General features: G+C 71.6%; 22 protein-coding genes. 8 read left to right on the forward strand and 14 right to left on the reverse strand.

From position 1 onward, the window contains the following. Positions 1 to 370: 370 nt before the first annotated feature. Positions 371 to 1,252, reverse strand: a complete 882-nt coding sequence (sigJ, locus tag WME89_RS40965; RefSeq protein WP_438005017.1) for an RNA polymerase sigma factor SigJ — start codon at positions 1,250 to 1,252, stop codon at positions 371 to 373. 100 nt (positions 1,253 to 1,352) lie between these two features. Here sigJ and WME89_RS40970 point away from each other — a divergent pair, with 100 nt between their 5' ends. Then, complete coding sequence (locus WME89_RS40970) at positions 1,353 to 2,216, forward strand: hypothetical protein (protein WP_438005018.1); 864 nt, start codon at positions 1,353 to 1,355, stop codon at positions 2,214 to 2,216. 114 nt (positions 2,217 to 2,330) lie between these two features. Here WME89_RS40970 and WME89_RS40975 read toward each other — a convergent pair whose 3' ends face one another. Continuing rightward, complete coding sequence (locus tag WME89_RS40975) at positions 2,331 to 2,756, reverse strand: VOC family protein (protein ID WP_438005019.1); 426 nt, start codon at positions 2,754 to 2,756, stop codon at positions 2,331 to 2,333. A gap of 20 nt (positions 2,757 to 2,776) precedes the next feature. After that, positions 2,777 to 3,514 carry a TetR/AcrR family transcriptional regulator gene (locus tag WME89_RS40980; RefSeq protein ID WP_438005020.1) on the reverse strand — a complete coding sequence of 246 codons (738 nt, stop codon included), beginning with the start codon at positions 3,512 to 3,514 and terminating at the stop codon, positions 2,777 to 2,779. A gap of 327 nt (positions 3,515 to 3,841) precedes the next feature. On the opposite strand from WME89_RS40980, the gene WME89_RS40985 reads away from it, so the two are divergent. Continuing rightward, a complete protein-coding gene (locus WME89_RS40985; RefSeq protein ID WP_438005021.1) occupies positions 3,842 to 4,405 on the forward strand; it encodes a hypothetical protein in 564 nt (187 codons plus the stop codon). 99 nt (positions 4,406 to 4,504) lie between these two features. On the opposite strand, the gene WME89_RS40990 is transcribed toward WME89_RS40985, so the two are convergent. After that, the gene (locus tag WME89_RS40990) at positions 4,505 to 5,155 is read right to left on the reverse strand and encodes a hypothetical protein (RefSeq protein ID WP_438005022.1); all 651 of its coding nucleotides are present in this window, start codon (positions 5,153 to 5,155) and stop codon (positions 4,505 to 4,507) included. Positions 5,156 to 5,415: 260 nt separating this feature from the next. Continuing rightward, positions 5,416 to 5,988: a hypothetical protein gene (locus WME89_RS40995; protein WP_438005023.1), complete on the reverse strand. Its 573-nt coding sequence runs from the start codon at positions 5,986 to 5,988 to the stop codon at positions 5,416 to 5,418. A gap of 3 nt (positions 5,989 to 5,991) precedes the next feature. Between WME89_RS40995 and WME89_RS41000 the strand changes: the two genes are divergently transcribed. Next, positions 5,992 to 7,197: a hypothetical protein gene (locus WME89_RS41000; RefSeq protein WP_438005024.1), complete on the forward strand. Its 1,206-nt coding sequence runs from the start codon at positions 5,992 to 5,994 to the stop codon at positions 7,195 to 7,197. Between the two features lie 84 nt (positions 7,198 to 7,281). On the opposite strand, the gene WME89_RS41005 is transcribed toward WME89_RS41000, so the two are convergent. Beyond that, the gene (locus WME89_RS41005; protein WP_438005025.1) at positions 7,282 to 8,628 is read right to left on the reverse strand and encodes a glycoside hydrolase family 30 protein; all 1,347 of its coding nucleotides are present in this window, start codon (positions 8,626 to 8,628) and stop codon (positions 7,282 to 7,284) included. A 526-nt stretch (positions 8,629 to 9,154) separates the two neighbouring features. Here WME89_RS41005 and WME89_RS41010 point away from each other — a divergent pair. Together WME89_RS41010 and WME89_RS41015 are read left to right on the forward strand one after the other, a co-directional pair. After that, positions 9,155 to 9,973 (forward strand): hypothetical protein, encoded by an 819-nt coding sequence (locus WME89_RS41010; protein ID WP_438005026.1) that lies wholly within the window; start codon positions 9,155 to 9,157, stop codon positions 9,971 to 9,973. A 20-nt stretch (positions 9,974 to 9,993) separates the two neighbouring features. Next, positions 9,994 to 11,301: a PAS domain-containing protein gene (locus WME89_RS41015; protein WP_438005027.1), complete on the forward strand. Its 1,308-nt coding sequence runs from the start codon at positions 9,994 to 9,996 to the stop codon at positions 11,299 to 11,301. 59 nt (positions 11,302 to 11,360) lie between these two features. Here WME89_RS41015 and WME89_RS41020 read toward each other — a convergent pair whose 3' ends face one another. Next, entirely contained in the window at positions 11,361 to 12,305 is a 945-nt protein-coding gene (locus WME89_RS41020) for a matrixin family metalloprotease (RefSeq protein WP_438005028.1), read from the reverse strand. Positions 12,306 to 12,425: 120 nt separating this feature from the next. Between WME89_RS41020 and WME89_RS41025 the strand changes: the two genes are divergently transcribed. Beyond that, the gene (locus WME89_RS41025; RefSeq protein WP_438005029.1) at positions 12,426 to 13,067 is read left to right on the forward strand and encodes a Mut7-C RNAse domain-containing protein; all 642 of its coding nucleotides are present in this window, start codon (positions 12,426 to 12,428) and stop codon (positions 13,065 to 13,067) included. 43 nt (positions 13,068 to 13,110) lie between these two features. Here WME89_RS41025 and WME89_RS41030 read toward each other — a convergent pair whose 3' ends face one another. Then, positions 13,111 to 13,875 (reverse strand): hypothetical protein, encoded by a 765-nt coding sequence (locus tag WME89_RS41030; RefSeq protein WP_438005030.1) that lies wholly within the window; start codon positions 13,873 to 13,875, stop codon positions 13,111 to 13,113. A gap of 296 nt (positions 13,876 to 14,171) precedes the next feature. Between WME89_RS41030 and WME89_RS41035 the strand changes: the two genes are divergently transcribed. Both WME89_RS41035 and WME89_RS41040 read left to right on the forward strand, forming a co-directional pair. Next, positions 14,172 to 14,762 (forward strand): hypothetical protein, encoded by a 591-nt coding sequence (locus WME89_RS41035; RefSeq protein ID WP_438005031.1) that lies wholly within the window; start codon positions 14,172 to 14,174, stop codon positions 14,760 to 14,762. A 34-nt stretch (positions 14,763 to 14,796) separates the two neighbouring features. Continuing rightward, positions 14,797 to 15,147, forward strand: coding sequence for a 4Fe-4S binding protein (locus tag WME89_RS41040; RefSeq protein ID WP_436621183.1), 351 nt, complete (start codon positions 14,797 to 14,799; stop codon positions 15,145 to 15,147). A 34-nt stretch (positions 15,148 to 15,181) separates the two neighbouring features. Here WME89_RS41040 and WME89_RS41045 read toward each other — a convergent pair whose 3' ends face one another. The 6 genes from WME89_RS41045 to WME89_RS41070 all read right to left on the reverse strand — a co-directional run bounded on the left by WME89_RS41045 (position 15,182) and on the right by WME89_RS41070 (position 23,386). Further along, the gene (locus WME89_RS41045) at positions 15,182 to 16,711 is read right to left on the reverse strand and encodes a hypothetical protein (protein ID WP_438005032.1); all 1,530 of its coding nucleotides are present in this window, start codon (positions 16,709 to 16,711) and stop codon (positions 15,182 to 15,184) included. A gap of 193 nt (positions 16,712 to 16,904) precedes the next feature. Then, positions 16,905 to 17,849 (reverse strand): hypothetical protein, encoded by a 945-nt coding sequence (locus WME89_RS41050; RefSeq protein WP_438005033.1) that lies wholly within the window; start codon positions 17,847 to 17,849, stop codon positions 16,905 to 16,907. 301 nt (positions 17,850 to 18,150) lie between these two features. Then, on the reverse strand, positions 18,151 to 18,573 hold the full coding sequence (locus tag WME89_RS41055) for a hypothetical protein (RefSeq protein ID WP_438005034.1): 423 nt from the start codon (positions 18,571 to 18,573) through the stop codon (positions 18,151 to 18,153). 95 nt (positions 18,574 to 18,668) lie between these two features. Further along, the gene (locus tag WME89_RS41060; RefSeq protein WP_438005035.1) at positions 18,669 to 19,484 is read right to left on the reverse strand and encodes a formylglycine-generating enzyme family protein; all 816 of its coding nucleotides are present in this window, start codon (positions 19,482 to 19,484) and stop codon (positions 18,669 to 18,671) included. A 1,098-nt stretch (positions 19,485 to 20,582) separates the two neighbouring features. Beyond that, positions 20,583 to 21,737, reverse strand: a complete 1,155-nt coding sequence (locus WME89_RS41065; RefSeq protein ID WP_438005036.1) for an epoxide hydrolase family protein — start codon at positions 21,735 to 21,737, stop codon at positions 20,583 to 20,585. 14 nt (positions 21,738 to 21,751) lie between these two features. After that, positions 21,752 to 23,386, reverse strand: coding sequence for a hypothetical protein (locus tag WME89_RS41070; protein WP_438005037.1), 1,635 nt, complete (start codon positions 23,384 to 23,386; stop codon positions 21,752 to 21,754). Between the last annotated feature and the right edge of the window lie 64 nt (positions 23,387 to 23,450).

Genomic DNA, 23,450 nt, shown 5'->3' on the forward strand with positions numbered 1-23,450 from the left:
CGGCGGCGTCTTCGAAGACATGGCAGAGCAAGCCACGTGCCGGCGGTGCGCAGAGCGCGTGTTGCGCTCGAAATGCCGCTTTGCACGAGAGACAGGCCCGGGAGAGGGAGACCAGGTGTAACGCGAGCGTGTCACGCGCTGGAATGCGCGCGCGTCACGTGGAACGGCCCCATGACACCGGCCCGCCACGCGCCGTTCCCTCCTCGTCGCCGCGCGCGCCCGACCGGACCTCGACTTCACGGGTGTCGAGCACCGAACGAGCGGTGAACATCAGACCAGACGGCCAGTGTCGCTCGCGGCGTCGGGCGATCGCGTCGTCGCGCCGCCGCGCCTGGCGCGACGACGCCGCCCGCGAGGCCGAGCTGCCCGATCACGGATCGCGGCCGGCGTTGAGCCACCGCAGCTTGTCGGGATTGGCCATCGCCCGGATGGCGCGCACCACGCCGCCGTCGATGTCGAGCGTGATGACGACGCGGATCGCTGCGTCCGTGCGGTCGCGCAGGAGGAGCGCCGGCTCACCGTTGACGTCGCCGATCGCCGCGTCGAAGGGGCCGGCCGGGAGCCGCGGGGTCGAGGCGACGAAGCCCGCCACCGCCTCGCGGCCGCGCAACGGCGCCAGCACGGCGCCCGCAAATCGTCCGCCGCTGTCGGCGTCGAGCACGACGTCCCCGGCGAGCAGGTCGACCAGCCCGCGCAGGTCGCCCGAGCCCACGCTGCGGGCGAAGCGCGCGACCAGCTCGCGGTGGGCCTCGGGGGTGGGCGGAGACCGCGGCCGCTGCCGTTCGAGGTGCTCGCGGGCGCGAGACCCGAGCTGGCGGCAGGCGGCGGGCGTGCGCTCGACTACCCGCGCGATCTCGGCGTAGTCGTAGTCGAACAGCTCGTGCAGGACGAAGACCGCGCGCTCGAGCGGCGAGAGCTGTTCCAGCACCACCAGAAACGCCACCGACACCGACTGCCAGCGGGCCAGGGGTGACGAGGCGTCGAGCGCGTCGGCCTCGCTCCAGATCGGCTCGGGCAGCCAGCTGCCGACGTAGGTCTCGCGCCGGTGGCGCGCCGAGCCCAGCAGATTGAGGCACAGCCGCGTGACGATGGTGCCGAGCAGGGCCTTCGGCGACTCGACCTCGGCCTCGGGCACGGCCAGGTAGCGGACGTAGGCGTCCTGCACGAGGTCCTCGGCGTCGGCCGCGCTGCCGAGCATGCGGTAGGCGATCGCGAACAGGAAGCGGCGGTGGATCTCGACGTCGGGTTTCATGGTCCTTGGCTTGCCTCGATCATGGACAGCGCGGCCGGCGCGGATGTGACATCGGCCCGGATGTCACACGACGGCCAGCTGCGTGGTCTTGCGGGCAACCATGCGCAACCTCATCCTGCTCGTCCTCGTCCCGCTCTTCCCCGCCTGCAACAGCTCCTCGTCGCCGTCGGGCTTCGAGGGCACCTGGACCTACGACCTGCCCGACCGCGCCAGCGGCACCAACCTGGCTCACGTGTCCTGCCCGGCCCAGGGCGACGCCCCCGCGGTGGAGCTCGACATCCCGCAGATCGGCACGCTGGTGCTGGCCCGTGACGGCGACCGGACGCTCGCCGGCCGCACCGATCAGGGATGCTCGTGGACCTTCCACGACGCCGACGACGAGCACGCGCGCTTCGCGTCTGCGGAGGCGACCTGCGACAACCCGGTCATCGGCTCGAGCTACACCATCACCCGCTGGACCCTGGCCCGCGACGGCGCCGGCGCCGCCGAGGTCGTCGACGCCATCAGCCACCGCCCCGGCGGCCCCGACTGCGACTTCGTGCTCGCCGCCGGCAAGCGCACCTGGGTCGACCCCGACGCCGACGACGATCCCGCCGCCGCGTTCGTCGGCGCGTGGGCCTACGCCCCGCCCGATCCGCTCACCCGCGCCAACGTCGCCACCGTCGCCTGCGCCGACGCCGAGGGCAACCCGCTGCCGCCGAGCTACGAGCCCCAGGTCGGCAGCATCGCGATCGAGCGCACCGGGCCGCACGCCGCCGCCGCCACCGACGGCGACGGCTGCACCTGGACCTTCGCGGTCCACGGCAACACGGCGCTGCTCGACCCGCCGACGCAGCGCTGCGGCCCGCTGACGCTCCACCACTGGGCCCTGGCCGGCGACGGCGCCCACGCCTTCGAGGTCCGCAGCGGCGAGCGCGCCGGCTGCCGCGTCCTCCTGACCATCGGCGAGCGCGCCCGCGAGTAGGAGCCACAACCGGCTTCGGCTGGAGGAGGCGGGGGGCGAGGTGCGGGCGGCGGAGCTCGCCGCGGTCTGCGACGAGCTCCTCGGCGCCGCGTCCCCGCGCGTTCCGCCGCTGGCTCAGGGCGCCTTGTACTCCGTGGCGACATCCAGGACCCACGTGATGCCGAAGCGGTCCTTGAGCATCCCGTAGAGGGGCGTCCATCCCGACGGCGCCAGCGGCTGCGCGACGGTCGCGCCGTCGGAGAGCTTCTCCCAGAGCGCGGCGATCTCGCTGGCCGAGTCGCCGCGGACCGAGACGAAGAACGCATTCTTGCCCTGATCCCACGGCATCCGGGACGGCACGTCGTACGCCATCACCTGGAAGCCGTTCCTGGCGGTGACTTGGCCCCACATCACCTGCCCCGCCTCCGACGGATCCTGGACGCTCTGGGCGTCCTTGTAGGTGACGATGGTGATGTCGCCGCCGAACACGGATTGGTAGAACTCCAGCGCTGCGCGAGCATCGCCACGGAAGTTGAGGTGGTTGGCAACGCTTACGGTCATGATTCTCTCCGGATGCAGGTTCAGGTCTTCGAGCGTCTCCGCACGGTCGCGGCTCTTCGGGGCAACGGGGATCCGTCGGCCCGTGAGGTGGTGGGAACAGGTCTGTGATCTTTCGGATCGGGTGGTACCGCCGAGGGCTGACCCCGGAGGGCCGGCACGATGACCCCGTCGACCATCGACACGAGGAAGGCCAGGTCGATCGGCTTGCGTTGAACCAGCGTGCGGTAGGCGGCCATCGACGGGATGACCTGGGACAGCGTGCCGATGTCGGCGGACGCCGAGATCTCGCCGCGCTCGACCGCTCGCTGCATCAGCGCGAAGTGCGCTTCGGCCCATGGCTGGACCACCGCGGCGTTCGCTGCCTCGGCGAGCGCCTGGTCTTGCGAGAGCAACGAGGCGAGCCCGGTCATGATCTTGAGCTTGCGCTCGCCTTCCTCGATCGACTGCGGCTTGAACAGGCCCAGCAGGTCTCCGCGGAGCGTGCCTGTGTCGGGCAGGCGCTCGAGATCGACCTGATTGCGCTTCATGTGCGCGACGGCGTCGATGACCATCTCTGTCTTCGACGTCCAGCGGCGGTAGATCGTCGCCTTCCCGGCGCCGGCTCGCGCGGCCACGATGTCCATCGTCAGGCCCGCAGCGCCCACCTCGGCGAGGACCTCGAGCGTGGCGTCGAGGATCTTCGCGTCGCGAGAGTGGTCTCGCTTGCGTCCTGGCTGCGCAGCCTCGACATCGACGGCCTCGTCATCGTTCTGAGCCATGCGTCATCCCCGAGGAAGATATTGATACCGGCGAGTTCCGAAACTGTCAAGTTCCGAAACTAGCCGGTATCGTTTTTTCGCGCGGCCCGCCGGCCTGACGCCTGGACGCTGGGCACCGGCACGCCGAAGGGGTGGGCCTCCGCTCGGGCGACCAGCTCGGCGGACGTCGGCGTGACGCGCGTGTCATGCGGCGCTCGGGCGCGCGCGGCGCAACGCGCGGCGCATGACGCCTGGAGAGCCGGTCTCTTCCGTCCGGACGGATGGCCTGCCCATTGCTACGCCTGCGCGTCGATCCACGGCGCTTCCGCCGGAGAGAGGATGGGCCCCATGATTCGATCTCTTTCTCGCCTCGTTCGACTCGGACCCTTCGCGCGCAAAGCCATCGCGCTCGTCACCGGGCTGGCCACGATCGCCGCCGCGTACGGCTGCATCACCAGGGAGTGCACGGAGATAGGCTGTCTCGACAGCTTCTCCATCATCACCACGACGGCGGACAAGAGCTGGGCGGCGGGAGAGTACGCGCTGGAGCTCTCGGTGGACGGCGACGAGGTGTCGTGCTCCTATACCTGGACGAACACGCCGCAGGCCGGTGGAGGCGGCGTGTTCGTCCAGTGCAGCCCGACGGTCACTGTCTCGATCGATGCAGCGACACGATGCACGGAGACGTCGGACGATGACTCCGTCTCGCAGTCCTGCACCCCGATCCCCGGGCAGTTCGCGCAGGGGATCACGATTCACGGCACGCCAGCGCGCGTCGACGTCATGGTGCGGCGGGACGGCGAGCTCGTCGGAAAGCGGAGCTTCACCCCCGAGTACCGGACCTCGTATCCGAACGGCGAGGCGTGCGGGCCTGCGTGCCGCGGGGATGCGCAGGGCTGGGAGCTCCCGTAGTCGCCTCACCCGGGTCGGCCCCGCCGGGATCCCGGGCGAGCTCCGCGTCGTGGCACGCCCGGGTCTGCTCCTCAGCCCGGATCTCCAGGCGGTAGCGCGTTATTCGTGGCCGCCATCTTCGCTTCCCTGCATTGAAATGGCCTGTGCAGGCCATGATACCGAGGCGCTGGGATTCACCACCACCTGGTACCGGCGTCCCGTGGACAGCACGCCCGGATCAACGCCCTCCTCGAGCGGTACGCGCGTCTGCGTGAGCTGGTGGCCGGGCAAGCAGCACGCGAGGGTGAAGGCCGCGTCCCAGCGCAGCCGATCGAGCACCCTGTCCATGTGCACGTGGGCGTGGACGAACGTCACGAACACCGGCATCGGGGGCAGGGCGTTGAGCTGCTCCGCGACGTCGTCGATGCTGGCCTTGTGCCACGCCAGGCGCCGAACCCCGAAGCGATCGCGCCACGCCTCCACCAGGGCCACGTTGAGCAGCGGATCGACGCTGATGTTGTCCGCCTCGCTCTTCAGCGCAAAGAGGGCTCCGGTCCTCGCGTGCGCCCCGTCCCCGACGTGAATGACGCGACATGGGCGGCCCTTCGTCAGGAGGGGCCGAAGATGGCAGAGGGCAGAGTAGCTCTCGGTCATTTCCTTGGCCGGCCTGGTCGCTTTTGCGAACAAGGGCCACAGCGCCTCGAAGGAGCCCCTCCGCATCAGCCGGTCCAGGTAGTCGCTGCTCGGGGGCTGCGCGTCGGTGCTGGCCATGGAGGCTGCTTGTAGCAGAGCTGCCGCGCGGCGCCCGGGGATCCGGTCGCGCTCACGAGCGCCCCCGCTCCGAGGGGCCTAGCGCCGGCCCCGGAGGACCTCGACTGGCCGCCCCGCGACCTGTACGAGGTGAACAACGGTACCGGCGCCTGATCGCCCTGAGTCCGAGAGACTGCTTCCAGAGGAGCAGCTTGACCTGGACTGCTCACGGGTATCGAATCGTGGTCCGAACGACGCTCCAGATCCCCCCTGTCTCGCCGCTACAGGCAGCAGAGGCTGATCATATAGCAGCACATGAGCCCATCACCTGGATCCTCGACGGTCGGCTCGCTCAGGAAGCAGATACCAGGCTCGGGGTCCTGGAGCTCGGAGAACGGAGGACAGTCCACGGTGAGCGGGTCACCGCTCGGCATCCAGGTGGAGTCGGGCTTCAGTTGCCGCAGGATATGACCCTCGCTGGAGCACGTCTGGCGCAAACAGCCGTCGGGTTCGATCACGCCGATGTCACCGCCGGCTCCGGACGCCATGCCCCCGCTGCCCCCCGTTCCCGATGTGCCGGCGCCGCCATCGCCGTCGGTCTCGGGTGAGCCACCGGCCCCGCCCTGTCGTTCTATCCCCGAGGAGTCACGGACCACATCACCCGGAGACTCCGTGACAACAGAGCTGCAGCCGAGAACGAACAGGAGCGACATCAATGTAAAGCGCATCTCTCCACCTTTGAGCCCCAGCACGATCGCGGCCCACATTGGCACAATCTGCCAGCCCAGCTTCAACGCAATGCAGGAGATGTTCCATCCTGACCGATGAAAGGCCCCGCCCGGTGATATGGTCATGCGATGCGGTACCGCGACGAACGGGACGCGCTGCGCGGACGCGTCGACAGCCTCCAGGAGCAGCTCGCGACGGCCAGAAAGGAGCTCCAGGACCACCGCGACGACGATCGAGCGGCTCGCGTCGAGCAGCTCGAGCGCCAGGTGGAGGACGCCCGTCGCGTGCTCGACCAGCTCGGCCGCGAGCTCGACGCCGTGCGCGGCCGGCCGAGGCGCTCGCTGGCCGCGCCGATCCTGGCGCTGCTCGCGGGCCTGGGGATCTGCGCCATGGTCGCGGGCTATGCGCTGAGGGCGCCGGCGCCCGGCACGACGGACGGCGTTCCGGGGCCGGTCCCCGCCTTGCCACCCGAGCCCGTCCGGGCGCCGTCAGCGCTTGCGCCCGGGCCCGCGCCGGCGTCACCGGGGCCGGCCGCGCCGGGGCCCGAGAAGCCGCCGCGGCGCGCGACAGCGACCTGGAATGCGGGCGTCGCGCGCGCCACGGGGCTCCCCCTCGCGGCGGGCGCGCCGTGCACCGTCGAGGCGGAGCTCACGAGCTCGGGCGACGACATCCGGGTGCCCTCGCTCCAGGTCGTCTGCGGCGGGGAGCCGATCTATCGATCGAGCGATCCGCTCGACGGCATGTCGACGCTCAGCAGCGGCGTGGAGGAGGACTCCGGCGCGGAGCCTGGCACCCATGTTTATGTCCTCTCGTACCAGGACAAGGGCTCGCGCGCCGGGGAGCGGGCCGAGGTCTCGCTCGACAGCGTCCGCAGAGCCGGCGCCGTCTGGCGCGACGCGGCGCCCGCGTACCGCGTCGAGCTCACGCTGGCTTACCAGAGCCCGCCCGTCGCCGGGGAGCCGCTCCTCGACGCCACCAGGAGGGCGCTGCGCCGGTCCGCGCGCGTCACCGAGTCCACGGGACCGAGCCCGGTGAAGGCGGGCGCGCGGTGCGCGCTGCACGTCGCGCCCTTCCCGCGAGGCGGCAAGTGCCGCACGCGCCTCGCGTGCAGCGGCCGCATGCTCTACGGCGCGGGGACGACCGGCGTGTCCGAGTGCGCGGTGGAGGGGGACCACGTCGTCCGCGTCCACGACGGGGACACGACCCAGGACGGGGGCGACCCGGCGCTCGATCTCGATCTCGCGACGGGGCGCGTGACCGTGCGAGGCGAGGAGAAGGGCGGCGCCTGGACCGTCGACGTGCAGCTCGATCCGGCCCCGGCAGCGGGCCCGTGACGCCCGGGGCTCGGTGTCCATCGACGAGCAGCGCGCGCCGGCGACCTGGCTTGCGGGCACCGCGGGCCCGAGAGACAGGGGAAATCAAGGCATCGGGATGACGAAGGTGGTGACGGAAAAGGCCGGGACCGTGACCGCGAAGCGATAGTCTTCGATCGCCACGTCGGGGAGCCGCTCGAGGTCCTCCGTGCGCGAGGTGCGGCGCGCTTCCGCCGCGAGACCGACCGTGGGGAGCCGGGTGAGATCGAAGGTGTAGCCGCGGCTCGCGCTGCGGTCGCCGTTGCGGACCACGAGCGTGAGAGAGCCCCCGTCGGCGCTGACCGCGGCCACCATGTCCTCGCTGTCGACGTGGACGAAGGTCGCGCCGGGCCGGATGTAACGACTGAAGCCGGCATGCATGTAGAAGCGTTTGATGGGAGTGTAGGACTGCTCGCCGTCGTTCAGCGTGAAGCTCGCCCAGCTGCGCGACGGATCGCCCGACTGCCAGTCCACCCAGGCCTCCGCCCCCAGCTCGCGCAGGTCCCGGATGATGCGCTCCGCCATGAACAGCGCCGCGTCCGTGTCGTCGCTCAGGCTCTGCCCGAGCGGCCCCGACTCCGATTGCCACAGCCGCTTTCCGAGCTCGGTCGCCAGCCGCCGGAGCTCCTCGCGCTGGCTGCCCGCGTAGGAGTGGACGTTGATCTGCTGGAGCGCGGCGAGCGTCTCCGGGCCGAATGCGCCGATGTTCCGGACGGCATCATCCATGCTGTTTTCATCCGACGCGCTGACCACCGTGCCGCCGAGGCCCTTGCTGGTGAGCTGCCTGGCCACCTCCTGGATGATCTTCTCCTGACTCGCCCGGTCGAAGTGGCAACCTTCCTGGGAGCCGTTCGATTTCCACCAGCTCGCGTGAGGCTCGTTCAGCGGCTCCAGCGTGCGAAAGGTGATCGCGTGCTCGTCCCTGTAGCGGCGCACGACCTCCGTGAGGTAGTGGGCGAAGTCGTCGTAGTGGTCGGCCTTGAGGTTGTCTCCGCCGTTCCCGCTGCCCGAGGCGCAGCCGCTGCTCGTCATCCAGTACGGGGGAGAGTTGGAGAACGCCTCGAAGATCAGATCCGCCCCGCGCTCTGCGATGCGCAAGAGGACGGCGCGCTGGTTGGCATCGTTCTCCCACGTGAAGGTCCCGTCGGCGCCCTGGAACCCCGGCATCTCGCGATGCTTCTCCATGTGCTCGTGCGACGGATTCTCCCCTCCCCCGATGTTGTAGCGGAAGATGTTGTAGCCGAGGCCCTTCACCGGATCGACGACCGCTTCGACCACGGCATTGCGCTTGGCTTCCGCCCATCCGCCCACGTGATGGGCCCACCAGCACAGGCTCGTGCCCCAGCCCTCGAAAGATTGGTGGAGCACGCTCGTGTCGATCGTGACGAGCTCCGTGCCCGGAGCGGCGGTCACCGTGGGGCGTGGCTCGCTCGGTGAGCCCCCGCTCCCACCCGAGCCCCCGCTCCCACCCGGCGCGCCGCCGCTCGACGATAGGCCACCCGAGCCCGCGGTCGCGCTGCCTCCGCTTCCCCCTGACCGCCGCTCCCCGCCGTCGAGGCGTCCACGGAAGGGCTCGGATCGCTCGGGGAGCACGACACGGCCGCGGTGAGCGCGGCGAGCGACGCGACGAGAGCTCGAAGATTCAGGGAGGTGCGTGCGGCTTCGGGGGGTGTTGTCTTACGCATGACGACGTGATGCTACTTCAGGGAGGCGCGCGCGGGATACCTCGCGAGCGGCCGGACTCGAGCGCGGCCGCGATGAGCCGCTCCTGGCCCTCCGCGCGCCCCGGGGAGCGGTCCTTGCCGAGTTCAACGTGGGTATCGCCCCGCCGCGCGCGGGTGAGCGAGGTGCCATGGGCGGAAGCCGAGACGCCGGGCTCCAGCGGCCATTGCGAACAGCCCATCTCGACGCGTCAGGGCCGCACGTCTAGGCTGGCGAGATGGGTTTTGTCGTGAGTCTTCTCATCGTGTACGGGGTCGCCGGGGTGGTGCTGGGCGCCGCGGTCGCGATCGCGATCGCGCGCTGCCTCCACCACCAGCGGCGCTCCCAGGTCGCCGCTTACGCGCGGGGCCCTGCAGCGATGCGCGAGGGGTTCGCCCTGCTCCGCGGCGAGGTGGGCACCGAGGACGCCGCGCCCGACGAGGCGGTGATCTCGGTGGAGATCTCGTGCCGCGGCCAGGCGTCCGGCGCCGCGCCGGGCGCGTGGCAGACCCGGGCGCGCGCGTTCTCGCTCCGGCTCCCCTCGGGCGCCGCGGTGCGCGTCGAGCCGGCGAGCGGCAGGCTCACCCTCGACACGACCTTTGTCCCGGCGAGCCGCGGCGGCGCGCCCGTCTACGTGTCCGAGGTCCTCCCGGGCGACGCGATCTACATCGCGGGCGCCGTGCGCCGCGAGATCGACCCGAGCGCCGCCGGCAAGGGGTACCGCGACGCCGCGCAGGCGTGGGTGCTCCGGGCGCCGGCGCACGGCAACCTCTGCGTCTCCTCCGACACGGTGATCGCCCACCACGCCCGGCGCGCGCGCTTCCACCGCGGCTGGGCGCTCGCGCTCGGCGCGGCGCTCGCGGCGCTGCACCTCGGGCTGTTTCTCCCGTTCCACGCGAGCGTCCTCGACGGTCCCGGCGCGGCCCGCGGCATCGACGTCGGCCCGGCGGCGCTCGCCCTCTTCTTCGTCGGCGCCGCGGCGCTCGCCTATCGTACCCTGGCCGAGCAGACCTCACCCTGGACCGAGCTCCGCGTCGAGCGCCCTCGGACGGCGTGAGCACCGACGCGGGAGGAACCATGAGCACACAGGGGGGCAACGACCCGATCGCGGCAGAGAACGCGCGCCTGCGGGCCCGCGTGGAGGAGCTCGAGCGCCGGCTCGGCGACGGCGCGCCGCCGCCGGGCGCGCAGGGCTCCGCGGGCGAACCGCGCATCTCGTACGAGGCGCTCTTCGAGGCGCTGCCGATGCCCATCTTCGTCTACCGCACCGACGGGCTGCTGGCGGTCATCAACGAGACCAGCGTCGCGTGGTTCAAGACGGAGCGGGAGCGCGTGGTGGGCGCGTTCAACCTCCTCGAGGACCCCGAGTCCGTGGCGCGGGGGTTCGCGGAGCCCTTCCTGCGCGCGGTCGCCGGCGAGGTCGTCACGCTCCCGGCGACCCCCTACGTGATCGACGAGCAGCAGGGCCGCCGGTGCTGGCTCGAGGTGACCTACCTGCCGCTCCGGGACGAGTCCGGGGTCCAGTTCGTCATGGCGGTGACCCGCGACGTCACCTCGCACCAGGAGGCCGAGGCGAGGCAGCGCCAGAGCGCCACGCTCCTGGAGGCCATCATCGACAACGCGCCGCTGCTCATCTACGCGCGGGACACCGAGGGCCGCTTCACCGTCGCGAACCGCACGATCGAGGCGGCGCTCGGCAAGCCCAAGGGCGCGCTCCTGGGCCGGGCGCAGCGCGAGTTCATGTCCACGGAGACCGCCGCGCGCTTCGAGGCGCAGGACCGCGACGCCCTCGGCTCCAGCGCGCCGCTCGTCCTCGAGGACCGGGTGGAGCTGCCCGACGGCACGCACGTGTACATGACCACCAAGTTCGCGCTCCGCGACGACGAGGGCAGGGCCACGGGCGTCTGCGGGATCTCGGCGGACATCACCGAGCGCGTGCGGGCCGAGGAGCAGAACCTGCGGCTGCACGAGCAGATGTTCCGCGTCCGCGAGGAGACGCTCCGGTCCATCTCCACGCCGCTCCTGCCGATCGCCGCCGGCGTTCTCGTCATGCCGCTCGTCGGCAACATGACCCGCGAGCGGGCCGATCAGGTCATCGAGGTGCTCCTCCACGGGATCTCGGACCAGCAGGCCAGGATCGCCCTCCTCGACGTCACCGGGATGCCCGAGGCAGGGGCGGAGGTGACCGACGCGCTGGTCCGCGCGGCCCGGAGCGTGCGGCTCCTGGGCGCCGAGGTGGTGATCACCGGGATCCGGCCGAGCGTGGCGCAGGCGCTCGTCGGCCTCGAGGCGGATCTCGGGGGCATCGTCACGAAGGGGACGCTGGAACGGGGGGTCGCCTACGCGCTCTCCCGCCGGGCCCAGCAGCGCGGCGCGGCGCCGTAGCCCGCAGCCCGGGCGCGCCGGTCAGGGCCGCGCGCGCCGGTCAGGGCCGCGCGCGCCGGTCAGGGCCGCGCGCGCCGACCGCGACGGCGCGCGCGGAGCCATGCGGCCGCGCCGATCGCAGCCGCGGTGAGCGGCGCGCTCCACCCCCGGCCGCCAGCGCCAGGCGGCGCCGCGCTGCAGCCGATCTGCTGGTCCGCCGCGCACTCCGCGGAGAACCCATGGGGAGGGATGGGGTTGCAGGCCGAGGCCGAGAGATCCCGCGGCGGGTACATCTGGCAGATGCCCGCGATGTCGTCCTCGTGCAGCGTCCGGAAGTTCATCGGATCCAACCTGTCGTACCTGTAGTGCATGGTCGCCTCCGGCCCGGCCATCGTGTGGTCGAGCCCCAGGAAATGCCCGGCCTCGTGCGTGACGATGGCGAGCAGGTCTTCCCTCGGCGCAGCGGAGTCGTCCCCGACGCTCATGTCGTAAAGATGGGTGTTGATCTCCATGTCTGCCCCCCAGAGATCACCGGTCTTCTTGTCGAACTGCACCGTGGTGAGCGCGAGCATCTCGCTGCTGTGCCCCGCGGCCGCGAGCCAGTCCATGTCGCGGAAGACGACCACGTTGGCGTTGCCCGGCACGAGCCCGTCGACGACCCTCGTCTTGCCGTCCCGCGCGTTCAGCTCCACGGCGCCGCAGCTCACCGGCCCGAGGTTCTGCACACGGATGCCAGGGGTCCCCGCGCCGCAGGGCGCCTGCTGCCATGCGCCGAACGCGGCGTCGAGCAGGTCGGAGGTCTCCTGGTAGGACACCTCGCTCGACGCGTCCTCCTGGATGGCGAAGCCGATGCAGTCGCCCGTCCAGCGGAGCGGCTTGCACAACCCGACCGGCTGGTCGTCCTGCAGGCACAGCGTCGTATCCTTGCAGGTGTTCGAGCGGCAGTAGGCCAAAGCCTGCTGCGCGCTCGCCAGCACGGCGAGCGCGAGCGCCGCGCAGGAGCACCTCGCACCCATCGTCGACATCGACTCCTCCACCGTCGCGAGACGGTATGGCGACGGTACCAGCGCGCGAGCGAGGCGTGGGGATTTCGCGGCCGGCGCCTTGCTGCCCGCGGGCCCGGCGCCATCCTGAGCGCATGGGGCGTGCTCGTGGATGAAGCGGGCGGCGGGGCCGGCCCGGCGCCGGACGCGGCGGCGGGGCCGAGCTTCCTGTGCGACGCGATGCTCGGCGGCCTGTCGCGCTGGCTGCGCGGCGCCGGGTACGACGCGACGTTCGAGCACGGCATCGACGACGGCGAGCTCGTGCGCCTCGCGCAGCGGACCGGCCGGGTGCTGCTGAGCTCCGACGCCGGGGTGTTCGCGCGGCGGCCGCTGCGCACCGCGGCGGTGCGCGGGCTCTACGTGCCCCGCGGGCTCCGGCCGATGGAGCAGGCGGGCTTCGTGCTGCGGGAGCTCGGGCTGCCCGTGCGGGATCCGCGCTGCATGGCGTGCGGCGGCGCGCTCGCGGCCGCGCCGAAGGACACGGTGCGAGGCGCGGTGCCGGCGATGGTGGTGGAGCGCTACGACGAGTTCTGGCGGTGCGAGCGCTGCGGCAAGGTCCTGTGGAAGGGTAGCCACTGGGAGGGCATCGTCGCCGGCGTGGCCACCGCGGCGGCGGGCGCGGCCATCGGCGTGGGCGCGGGCGCGGCCGTCGGCGCGGGCGCGGCCGTCGGCGCGGGCGCGGCCGTCGGTGCGGGCGCCGCGGCGCTTGCTCCAGCGCCGGGCGGCCGGAAGCCCTCGCCGTGAGCCGCGCTACCGGTCAGCGGCCGACCGGCTCGGCCGCCCGACGCTACAGGCATGTATTGTCGACGATCACGCCGGTCGCCTGGACGTGCTCGGTCCCCGGCTCGCCCTCGAGCGCGACCGTGACGTCCATGTCGATGACGCATGGGATGCCGGTGTCCGGCTCGGACTCCCACGACATCGTGCCGGTGGCGCCGGTCACGACATAGAGCCCGTCGTCGCTCGGCGTGCGCCCCGCGGTGCAATCGCGCATCTGCCCGGTGAGCCACACATCCAGCAGGGCCCAGTGCTCCGGGAGCGCGACGCCGGTGAAGCGCGGACCGCTCTCGGCCGGCCAGGCGAGGGAGAGCGTCAGGCACCGATTCGCCTCCAGGTCGGCATTGTGCACGAAGACGAGGTCGCGCCCGCCGATCTCGTAGTCCGCGCTGGTGCACGACGTGTCCTTCGACGCGTTCACCCCGGCCGCGTGGGCCAGGCACTCGTTGCAATACAGGCGCTGATCGCACCCGCAGACGCCCGGGCACTCCTCGGGGCAGTCCTGGACCCTCGGCCTCGCGGCGCACTCGCCGAGCGCCTCTCCGGCGCACGCGTCGCCCGCCTCGCCCATATCGCAGTACTCCGCCTCGCCGCAGCTCTCCCCCGCCCCCCCGCAGGCGACTGGCCCTCCGCCGCCGCCCCCACCCCCGCCGGTCGAGCTGGCTTCGCCCTCGCCGCCGGCCCCGCCGCCCCCGGGCTGCGCCTCGACGGCAGCGTCGCCGCAGGCGGCGATGAGGAGTCCGAGGAGCGCTGAGCCAAGGAGTTCGCGGTTCATCGGCCGACTATGCCATGACCGGTCGCCGGAGAGGAGCGGCTCTGGCCGCCTCGTCCGGTGGGGGCGGAGCCGGGCGCAGGCGGCTCGCGAGCTCGGCTGGACGCGGCGCGCCGGCCCGCGGCGGAGTCGCTCGACCGCCGCGGCGCCACGCCCGCGCGCCGCCCGCGGCGCGCTGACTGGCCGCCGCCCGCGGCGCGTTGACCGGCGTGGTCGGAGCTGGTAGCCCCCATGTCCGGGCCGCCGCGCGCTCGCGCTGCGCGCGGCCCCGGCGCCGACACGCTCCTGGAGGTCCACGCATGTTCCGCAAGACGCTCGCCGCTGCTCTCCCGCTCTCGCTCGCGCTCTCCGCCGTGGCGCGCGAGGGCGCCGCGTCGAATTACCCGCCGAGCTACGATTACTGCGGGCCCACCACCACGGCGCACGCCGGGCCGTTCGAGCTCATCCAGGATCCGGTCCGGAGCGACGCCGCGAAGCTGACCGTGGCTTACCGCGGCTACCTGCGCGGCCTGTATCCGGACCACGAGATCAACCTCTATATCCGGCTGAACGGCAGCGACGCGCTCCTCCCGGCGAGCGCGGGCGCGCACGGCGACGCCTACGTCCTCGTCAGCAACGCGCCCCGCGACTGCGCCTGGTGCTCGCCCCCGCCCGACGCCTCGGGCCAGCGCATCTGCGGCGGCGCGCCGCTCCCGCCGCAGTCGAGCGGCACCTGGGTCTGCAACGAGCCGACCGCCACCGAGGAGGACCTCTTCCTCTGGGCCTACGATCAATACGGCCACATGAACGCCTGGGATATCGAGGTGGCCGCCGAGTCCCACGGCGCGTGGGACAGCAATCTCGGGTCGAACTACGCTGCGCGCTTCGAGGCGCGCTCGAGCTGTTTCTGAGCGCTCCGCGCGGGCGGCGGCGGGAGGCACGCAGATGGCGGAGTCATTGAACAAGGAGAAGGCGCGGCGCGCGGCCGCGCACCCGGACAGGCCTGGAGAGAAGTGCCGGGCCGAGCCCGGCGCCTTCCGGCCCGTGGTGGACCGGAACCGGTGCGAGGCGAAGGGCGATTGCGTCGAGGTGTGCCCTTATCAAGTCTTCGAGATCACGCGCATCGCGAGCGCCGATTTCGACGCCCTGTCGCTGCGCGGCAAGCTCAAGTCGCTCGTCCACGGCCGGAAGACGGCGATGACGCCGAACGCGGCGCAGTGCCAGGCGTGCGGCCTCTGCGTCGTCGCCTGCCCGGAGGAGGCGATCCAGCTCGTGGCGGCGCCGCAGGCGGGGTGAGCGCCGCCGGTACCTTGAGCCGCGCGCGCGTGGCTCAAGGTACCGGCGGATACTCCGGGCCGAAGCTGCTCTCGACCACGCGCTTCGTGGTGAGCGCCGGCGTCCGCAGGGCCTCATCGGCGTAGAGCGGCTGGACGATGCAGGTCCGTTCGCCGCACTCGTCGGGCTCCGGGAAGATCACGTCAGCGACGAGCCAGACTCTATCCTCGGCATCTTCGGGAGCGAAGGGGACGGGCAGCTCGGGCAGGTAGAACCCCTTGGGCCCGAGCTCGGCCCCGAGCGCGCTGTCGCAGTAGACCTTGATCCGCGGGTGGACGTCGACTGCTACGTTGCCGCCGAAGTAATGCACGCCGATCCGCATCCACTGGCCCTTCGGAGGGAAATCGACGTTGATGTTCTCCGGCGCGCAGAAGTTGTTGTCCTCCGGGTCGGTGACCGAGGGGTCGCAGTGTACGTTGTCGAGATCGAGCCGCGGGCTGTGGCAGCCGCGGCCGTCGTCTCGCCACAGCTGACCCACGCCTCGGGGGACGTGAAAGCAGGTGTTGTTGCTCTCCTCCGGGTCGAGGTACCAGTTCACCGGCTCGGGCGGCATCGCCGTGTCGCTGAACCAGCTGAGCTCCGAGAAACCCGACAGTTTCTCGATGGTGCAATTGTTCCATCCGCAGTCCACCGGCGAGCCGTTCATGTTCCAGGGCCGTGTGTTGGACGGCTTGTGGAGGTGCAGGTCGAGATCGACGTCGCCGAGGTCGTGCTCCCACTCGAGCTCGACGCGGAGGCCGCGTGCGCCGACGAAGAGCGGGTAGGTGCAGCTGCTCGTGCCGCCGTCCATGAGTCCGCGCTTCGTGTACGTGACCGTGTACTCGCCGGATTGCAGCGGCTTGAAGTCGTCCGCCGGCGCCGTCCCGCCGACCAGGGGGCACGGATCCACGCCCTCGGGGCACGCCACCGTCCACGACTCGAAGCCCGCATCCTCGCTGAACGTGCCCGTCCCCTCCTTGAGGTCGACGTCGGCGAACGGAGCCGCCTGCATCGGGTGGCAGCCCCCGGCGTCGTTCAGGAAGCACATGTCGGCCGCGTGCAGGCCGCCGGCGCACGGGCCCCACGTGCCAGCGCCGTCGCAGATCTCGGTGCCAGGGAAGCAGCCCGCGTAGCTCCGGTAGGACGGGTCCCCGCGAAAGCAGGAGCGCGCCTGGCCCGCGACGCATGCGCACGTCTCGTCGACCTCCCCGTCGCAATCGTCGTCCAGGCCGAGGTGGCTCTCGTCGCACAGCTCGTCGGCGCCACAGGCGCTCCCGCACGGGTTCACCGGCACCGCGGACCCTCCGTCGCCCGCGCCGCCTTCCCCGCCGCGCCCGCCCGCGCCGGCGCGCCCGCCTTCCCCGCCGCGCCCGCCCGCGCCGGCGCGTCCGCCGTCCCCGCCGCGCCCGCCCTCCCCGCCGCGTCCGCCGTCCCCGCCGCGCCCGCCCTCCCCGCCGGCGCTCGATGTGGTCGTCGAGGTCGCATCGCCCCCATCGCCTTCTTCCGCGACGGAGCCGCAACCGGTCCCGACGACGCCGCCTGCCACGGCGGCTGCACACCAGAGAAGATACGTCGAATCACGAAAGCACGACATTGGACCTCCCACGCGATGGTCTCGGCGCGGCGACCCCGCAGGACGCACTTTGCAGCGCTATCAACAGATCGATCGCGGATCGTAGCAGGGCCCGACGCCGCCGGGCAACAAGCACGCGCCGCTCCGGCCCGCTGCCGCCGCCGGCTCAGGCCACGCTGCGCGCAGGCCCCGACGCGGACGCGGGCGCGGCGCACTCGTACGTCGAGCGGTAACGCGCGTACCGCTCGCTGAGCTCACAAGCGGTCTTGGGCATCGGCACGCGCGCGCGGGTGATGTACGAGATCACGTTCTTGCCGCGGACGATCAGCTCGACGCCCCGGGCCGCCTGCTCCCGCTCGGCGGGCGAGGCGTCCGGGCCGAGCTGCGGCTGGAAGGCGGCGAGCTTCTCCGCCGACACGACGAAGGACGTCCAGACCTCGAAAATCTCGGCGTCGGTGCGGAGCGTCTCGCACTTGACCTTGGCGGCGTGCGCGAACTCGCGGGCCAGGCGGTCCAGACCGGCGAACATCGGCGCGCCGCCGAAGGTGGCGATCATCTCGTCGCGGATGCCGTCGATCGCCCTCATGCTCTGCGCGATCTTCACATACCGGCTGTTGTAGAACGCCTCGACGGGGAAGGAGAACGCCTTGAACGGCTCTCCCCAGAGCTCATCGAGCCCCTCCTCCCCGCTGCGGTGGAGCACCATCTTCCCGAGCGTCAGCGCCTCGAGCAGGTGCTCTCCGCACTCGCGCATGAGGGCGTTGTCGGGCTCGATGGTGACGCCGAGCGCCTGGATCTCGACGAGCTTCGTGAAGATATCCGCCGCCCGATTGAAGATCGCGCCCGCGAGCATCGCGCCCTTCACGCGCTTTCGCTGCGGATCGGCCTCCGACTCGAAGGCGCGCCGCGCCTCGTCCAGCCGCTTGCCGGGGACGTTGATGCCGTGCTCGACGTGGTTGAACAGGCGCCGCGTCAGCGCCTCGATGAGGCGCTTCTTCGCGAGCAGCGTATCGGCCGGAGCCTCGTACGCCTTGATCCAGTAGCCGTAGTAATAGACCCGCAGCTGGCCGTCGATGATCTGCTTCTTCCCGAGCGGTATCGCGCTGTCCATCGCCCGCCTCCGATCGGCTGCCGGGCGGCGCCCCTGCGCGAGAGACACGCGAGAGATGCAAGCCCGTGCACCATGCGCGTAGCATGGGCCCGAGGCGGCTCGCAAGGCGCGCGCGCCGCGAGACAGCCGCGCTCACGGCCCGAAACCTGGACTTAACCGACAGGAAAGACATCGGCTCACGAGGTCGTCGCCGCGGCCGGGCGCTGGCCGCGATGGGCCGGCGCGCGGCCAGCGCGAGGAGCGCGCGATACAGGACCTCACCAGGCCGTCGCGCGCGCCCGCGCGCGCCCATGCCCGACGCCTACTGTACGCTGCACCCCTCGAGCTCGGCCATCATGCGCCAGAAGACGCGGGCCTTGTTCTCGCAGCTGTCCTGCGTCGTGTGCGTGTACTCGTACTCCGCGTTGCCGGACGTATCCACGTCGTAATGCGGGTGCTCCATCGGGATCTCGACCCCGTCCACCTCCGCGGTGTGCCGCTCGCCGTTCCAGTGGACGTCGAGGTCCTCGAAGTCGTAGAGGATCTTCCCGTGGTCGCGGCAGAAGTCGCGGATCTGCTGGTTGCGCTTCACGCGGTTCACGCCGTTGTACTCCTCGTCCCCGGGGCCGGTCATGTAGATGAACGTGACCTCCGGGAACTCCTGCCCGAGCGCGTCGAGCGTGTCCAGGTAGAGCTGCACGTCCTCCTCGGTCTGCTCGGCGATCTCGGAGGACGACGACCACATCGAGTACCGGATCTCCGGGTGCTCGCTCAGCGCAGCCCGCGGCCGCCGTTCCAGCTCGCAGCAGAACGGATCCGCTCGGTGGACTCGCCTCGTAACTACGGGTTTTTCGCGCAGCGGACCCCGACGTAGGGGCGGCGCGTCGTATCGTCGTAGCTGTCGCGGGTGGATGAAAGCAGGTATTGCGCGTCATCCGAGAAGGAGCCGCCCCGCAATACCCGTTCGCCTCCCCCCTCCAAGTTAGCGCAGTCCGTGCAATCTTCGGAATAGTCCCCCCATATATCCAGGGCCCATTCTCGCACGTTCCCGGCCAGGTTGGCCTGCCCCCATCTTCCATCTCCTGTCTTCAGTGATCCGACAGGCAAGATGTCCCTGAACGTACACTTCTCTGGAGTATCCGTGAAGGTGCAGCCATATCCCGCAAAACTCTGGTCGATCGTCTCATCCGTGGGCGACGTCGACCACGGGTACGGCCGCTGCTCGTCTCCGCCCGCCGCTGCGTAGTTCCACTCCGCCTCCGTTGGCAAGCGGCCCCCATCCCAGGCGCAGAACGCGAACGCAGCATACCAGCTCAGGCAGTTCATTGGCAGACGCTCGTTGTCGCCCGCCGTATCCGTCCACGTCCGGAACATCGAGTCGCACTTTACCTCGTCCTTGAGCAACGCCGCGCTCGAAGCCAGATACCCGTTCCACCTCGAATCCCACCCACTCCCCTCGATCTTCGGGTGTTTCCCGGCTCCCGGCTCGGGGAAGCTCCCCGGGTACGCATCGACGAACGCGCGGAATCGCCCCACGGTCACCTCGAACCGGTCCAGCAGGAAGTCGCTCACCTTGGCCGGATGCTCGCTGACATTGCTCCGGTTGAAGTTCCCGCCCGATACCGCCGTCGTCGCGCAGCAGCTCTCGTTTCTCATCGGCCCGCACGTCGGTGCCAGGTCGGCGCAGCTCGGAGGTGTCACGCAGGTCCCTCCGCGGCACACCGGCGCCCTGGCGGGGCACGGCGCCTCGTCTTGCCACGCTCCGCGGTCGTCGCACCGCTGCGGCGTGTTCCCCGAGCACCGCGTGTCGCTGTTCGGAGCGCACACACCGCCGGGAGCGCCGCCTGAGCCTCCGCCCCACGGTGCGCCCCCCGATCCATCGACGCCGCCCGACGTGGCAGTCCCGGCGCCATCAGAGGAGGCGTCAATCCCTCCGCTACCCCCGCCGCCCGGCGCTTGAGCGTCGGTGAAGTCATCGAGGCCGAGCAGCGCCCCGCACGATGCGCCCGTCAGCGCCGGCAACACGGCAAGCAACGCAGAACGAAGACCACGTTTCATAATCCGATTGTACACGAGATGGCGCGCATCTCACCCCTCGGCTGGAGCCCGGGCGGGCTCAGCGAGCAAAGCCCGCGCGAGCGAGCGGCGGGCGCGACGTTCGGCCGCCTGCCCACCCCTCCGGTGCCACTGGCAGCCCGAACAGCTGACCGAGCGCCTCGTGAACGACGCGGGACCCCACCTCGTCCCCGAGGGTGACGGCGCGGCTCAGGGCGCAGGCGAGCAAGGCGACCACGGCCGCCCGAGGCGACGGATCGGTCACGGCGAGTTCCCCAGGCCCAGGGCTTGATAATTGGGCCCGGGTTGGGCCCATGCCTCCCGAGGGGCTGCGATCCGTCGTCACGCTCCCCCAGAACCCCGGAGCATCCGACGGATCGCGACGGTTCGCCCCCGCGGAAGAGTCCCGCCTTTGAAACCGTAGATGGAGTTCTTTGCCTCGAGGCTCTCGGCGCCGACGATGATCTGGGAGCCGTGCGAGCGGTGGGCCTAATGGAAGACGAAGCTCACCGACTTGAGCGCGCTGATACAGCTCGCCGGGACGCTTTCGAGCGACGCGTGCCGGTGATCGGAGGTCCACGCGTCCGCGGGATTGGGATCCGGATCGCCGCCCGGCCCGCGCGCTCGCCCGCCCTCGCGCGCTGCGCCGGGCGAGCGATGCCGCTCACCGCCGGCCGCCGGCGGGCCCGGGGCCGCGGCTCAGACGCCCGAGCTGGCGCGCAGCGACCGGAAGAAGGCGCGCACGTCCTCGAGGAGCAGCTCGGGCGCCTCGAGGGCCGCGAAGTGCCCGCCGCGCGGCATCTCCGTCCACCGCACCAGGTTGGCCCTGCTCTCGACCCACGCGCGCGGCGCGCGGTAGATCTCCCCGGGGAAGTCGGCGACGGCCGTGGGCGCCGCGATCTTCTCGAAGAGATAAGGCGGCATCGCCTCGTCGCGGAAGGTCTCGTAATAGAGGTTCGCCGCGCTGGCGATGCTGTCCGGCGCCCAGTAGAACATCGCGTTGGTGAGCAGCTGATCCTTCGAGAAGGCGCGCTCGATGTCGCCGCCGCAATCGCTCCAGGTGCGGAATTTCTCGACGATCCACGCGAGGAGCCCTGCGGGCGAGTCGGACTGAGCGATGGCGAGCGACATCGGCTTGGTCCCCTGCACGTGGCTGTAGCCGCCCTCCGCCGCCCGGAACGCGCCGACCGTGGCGAGCGCGCGCTGCGCCTCCTCGGTCAGCTCCCCCGCGGGGGGCGCCGCCAGGATCAGGTTCACGTGCACGCCGAGGAGGTGCTCGGCGTGCGCCGCGCCGAGGCGCGCGCTCACGAAGGCGCCCCAGTCGCCCCCCTGCGCGCCATAGCGCGGGTACCCGAGCGCCTCCACCATGAGCCGGTCGAACGCCGCGGCGACGCGGCGGACGTCCCACCCGGGCTCGCGCGGCTTGCCGCCGAACCCGTAGCCCGGCAGCGACGGGACCACGACGTCGAACGCGTCGGCCGGGTCGCCCCCGTGAGCGGCCGGATCCGTGAGCGGGCCGATCAGGTGGTGGAATTCGTAGATCGAGCCGGGCCAGCCGTGGACGAGCAGGAGCGGCACCGGCGCCGGCCCCTTGCCGCGCGCGTGCCAGAAGTGGAGATCGACTCCGTCGATCTCGCAGAGATACTGCGGGATCCGGTTCAGCGACGCCTCGTGGCTGCGCCAGTCGTAGCGCGCGCGCCAGTGCTCGCAGAGCTCGCGCACATAAGCCACGTCGGCGCCGTGGGCCCATCCGCCGCCGGGGAGCGGCGCCGGGAAGCGGGTCGCGGCCAGGCGGCGGCGGAGGTCGTCGAGCGTCGATTCGGGGACATCGATGCGGTAGGGGCGAACGTGCATTGCCCGACACTACCTCAGCGCGGCGGGTAGCGGAGGACGAACCCGCTGATGCCCGGCGACGCGACGGGGCCCGATCCGACATCGAGGGACAGGTACATGATGCCCGCGACCCAGAGGGTGCCGTCGGGGGAGCGCGCGATGTCGTCGGCGGAGCTGTCGGTCGCCACGTAGCGCTGGGTCACCGTGGGCTCGGAGGGCCCGCGCGTGTACGCCACGAACGGCGCGTACTCGAGGGTGGCCGTGTCGTCGGAGCGGCCCGCTGCGTGGACGCCTCCCGTCATGTCGGGCGCGATGCCGGACGCCTGACCGCTGCGCTCCGGCGTGGTCACCCACGCGGCGGTCCCGTCCTCCGTGAGCTTCGCGACGAACGCTGTCCCGAACGGCGCCTCGCTGTCCGCGCGCACCGTCGTCCCGAGCACGTCGCTCTCGCCGCTCACCACGCCCGACAGGAAGATGCCGCCGCCGACAGCGATGTCGGTGCCGGCGTCGAAGACAGGCCCGCCGAAGCGCCGCGCGAGCTGGGTCGTGCCGTCGCTCGAGAAGCGAGCGACGAAGCCCATCCTCTCCGAGGCGGCGGGCAGCGCCAGCGTCGTGCCGTCGATGGTGAGCGGCCCGTCGGCGTGGCCCGTGACCCACACATCGCCGCTCTCGTGCACGGCGACGCCGGCGACGGTGTTGCCGGTGGCGCCATCGCCGCTGCCGCCGTCTCGATTGAACACCTTGGCCCAGACGAAGTCGCCGTCCGGCGTCAGCTTCAGGAGGAACGGGGATTCGCCATCCACCTCCACGACCCCGCCGCCGAAGTCGATGTCGCCATCGACATAGCCACCCACGTACACATGGCCCGTCGCGTCGGTCGCGATCGCGAGGGCGCGATCCGTGGCGCCCGAGTCGAAGCTCCTCGCCCAGAGCACGGCGCCCCCGGCGTCGAGCTTGGCCACGAGCGCGTCGGGATCGGCCAGCGGGGCGGTCAGCGTCGTGCTCCCGATCTTCATCGCTCCATTGAGCTCGCCCGCGAAGAGCACGTTGCCCGCCCGGTCGGTCGTCACGGCGTTGGCACCGGACTGGTCTTCCGTGACAATGGGCGCCGACCAGAGGAGATCGCCGTCGGGATCGAGGCGGACGAGGAACGCGCCCCGTTCGGTGATCAGCTGGTCGCCCAGCATGAGCTCGCCGTATGAATTGCCTCCGACGTAGGCGCCCCCGTCGTGAGCCCCGGCGATGGCGATGCTCCACACGAGGCTGCCGAAATCGTCCGTCGGGTGAAGATAGATGGCGTCCGGAGCGGCGAGATCGGTGCTCACGCCCGTCGACCCGCCGCCGACGCCGCTGGCGCCGCCGGCATCGTCGCTGCCGCCAGCGCCGCCGGCGCCGGGGCTGCGCCCACCGGTACCGTCGTCGCCGCCAGCGCCCTCGCTGCGGCCGCCGCTGCCGCCTTCGCCGCCAGCGCCCTCGCTGCGGCCGCCGCTGCCGCCTTCGCCGCCGCTGCCGCCTTCGCCGCCGCTGCCGCCGTCGCCGCCATCGCCGCTGGTGACGCCGCTGCCGCCGCCACCTCCGGATCCGCCACCACCTCCCGGGCCTGACGGTTCGGCGTCGTCGCCGCAGGCCGCGCACAGAAGCCCCAGAGCCGCCCAAAGCAGGATTTTCATTCGCGCAACCTAGACGAGCGCGGGCCGCGCTCGCGGACGAATCAGGCGCCAGCGCCCGACAGAG

It is taken from the genome of Sorangium sp. So ce321 (assembly GCF_051530195.1).
In the GTDB taxonomy this organism is placed as follows: domain Bacteria; phylum Myxococcota_A; class Polyangia; order Polyangiales; family Polyangiaceae; genus Sorangium.

Excerpts from the sequence above, each read along its gene's own strand:
- sigJ (WP_438005017.1), bottom strand. The coding sequence starts at position 1,252 with ATGAAACCCGACGTCGAGATCCACCGCCGCTTCCTGTTCGCGATCGCC.
- WME89_RS40970 (WP_438005018.1), top strand. The coding sequence starts at position 1,353 with ATGCGCAACCTCATCCTGCTCGTCCTCGTCCCGCTCTTCCCCGCCTGC.
- WME89_RS40975 (WP_438005019.1), bottom strand. The coding sequence starts at position 2,756 with ATGACCGTAAGCGTTGCCAACCACCTCAACTTCCGTGGCGATGCTCGC.
- WME89_RS40980 (WP_438005020.1), bottom strand. The coding sequence starts at position 3,514 with ATGGCTCAGAACGATGACGAGGCCGTCGATGTCGAGGCTGCGCAGCCA.
- WME89_RS40985 (WP_438005021.1), top strand. The coding sequence starts at position 3,842 with ATGATTCGATCTCTTTCTCGCCTCGTTCGACTCGGACCCTTCGCGCGC.
- WME89_RS40990 (WP_438005022.1), bottom strand. The coding sequence starts at position 5,155 with ATGGCCAGCACCGACGCGCAGCCCCCGAGCAGCGACTACCTGGACCGG.
- WME89_RS40995 (WP_438005023.1), bottom strand. The coding sequence starts at position 5,988 with ATGACCATATCACCGGGCGGGGCCTTTCATCGGTCAGGATGGAACATC.
- WME89_RS41000 (WP_438005024.1), top strand. The coding sequence starts at position 5,992 with ATGCGGTACCGCGACGAACGGGACGCGCTGCGCGGACGCGTCGACAGC.
- WME89_RS41010 (WP_438005026.1), top strand. The coding sequence starts at position 9,155 with ATGGGTTTTGTCGTGAGTCTTCTCATCGTGTACGGGGTCGCCGGGGTG.
- WME89_RS41015 (WP_438005027.1), top strand. The coding sequence starts at position 9,994 with ATGAGCACACAGGGGGGCAACGACCCGATCGCGGCAGAGAACGCGCGC.
- WME89_RS41020 (WP_438005028.1), bottom strand. The coding sequence starts at position 12,305 with ATGTCGACGATGGGTGCGAGGTGCTCCTGCGCGGCGCTCGCGCTCGCC.
- WME89_RS41030 (WP_438005030.1), bottom strand. The coding sequence starts at position 13,875 with ATGAACCGCGAACTCCTTGGCTCAGCGCTCCTCGGACTCCTCATCGCC.
- WME89_RS41035 (WP_438005031.1), top strand. The coding sequence starts at position 14,172 with ATGTTCCGCAAGACGCTCGCCGCTGCTCTCCCGCTCTCGCTCGCGCTC.
- WME89_RS41040 (WP_436621183.1), top strand. The coding sequence starts at position 14,797 with ATGGCGGAGTCATTGAACAAGGAGAAGGCGCGGCGCGCGGCCGCGCAC.
- WME89_RS41050 (WP_438005033.1), bottom strand. The coding sequence starts at position 17,849 with ATGGACAGCGCGATACCGCTCGGGAAGAAGCAGATCATCGACGGCCAG.
- WME89_RS41055 (WP_438005034.1), bottom strand. The coding sequence starts at position 18,573 with ATGTGGTCGTCGTCCTCCGAGATCGCCGAGCAGACCGAGGAGGACGTG.
- WME89_RS41060 (WP_438005035.1), bottom strand. The coding sequence starts at position 19,484 with ATGAGAAACGAGAGCTGCTGCGCGACGACGGCGGTATCGGGCGGGAAC.
- WME89_RS41065 (WP_438005036.1), bottom strand. The coding sequence starts at position 21,737 with ATGCACGTTCGCCCCTACCGCATCGATGTCCCCGAATCGACGCTCGAC.
- WME89_RS41070 (WP_438005037.1), bottom strand. The coding sequence starts at position 23,386 with ATGAAAATCCTGCTTTGGGCGGCTCTGGGGCTTCTGTGCGCGGCCTGC.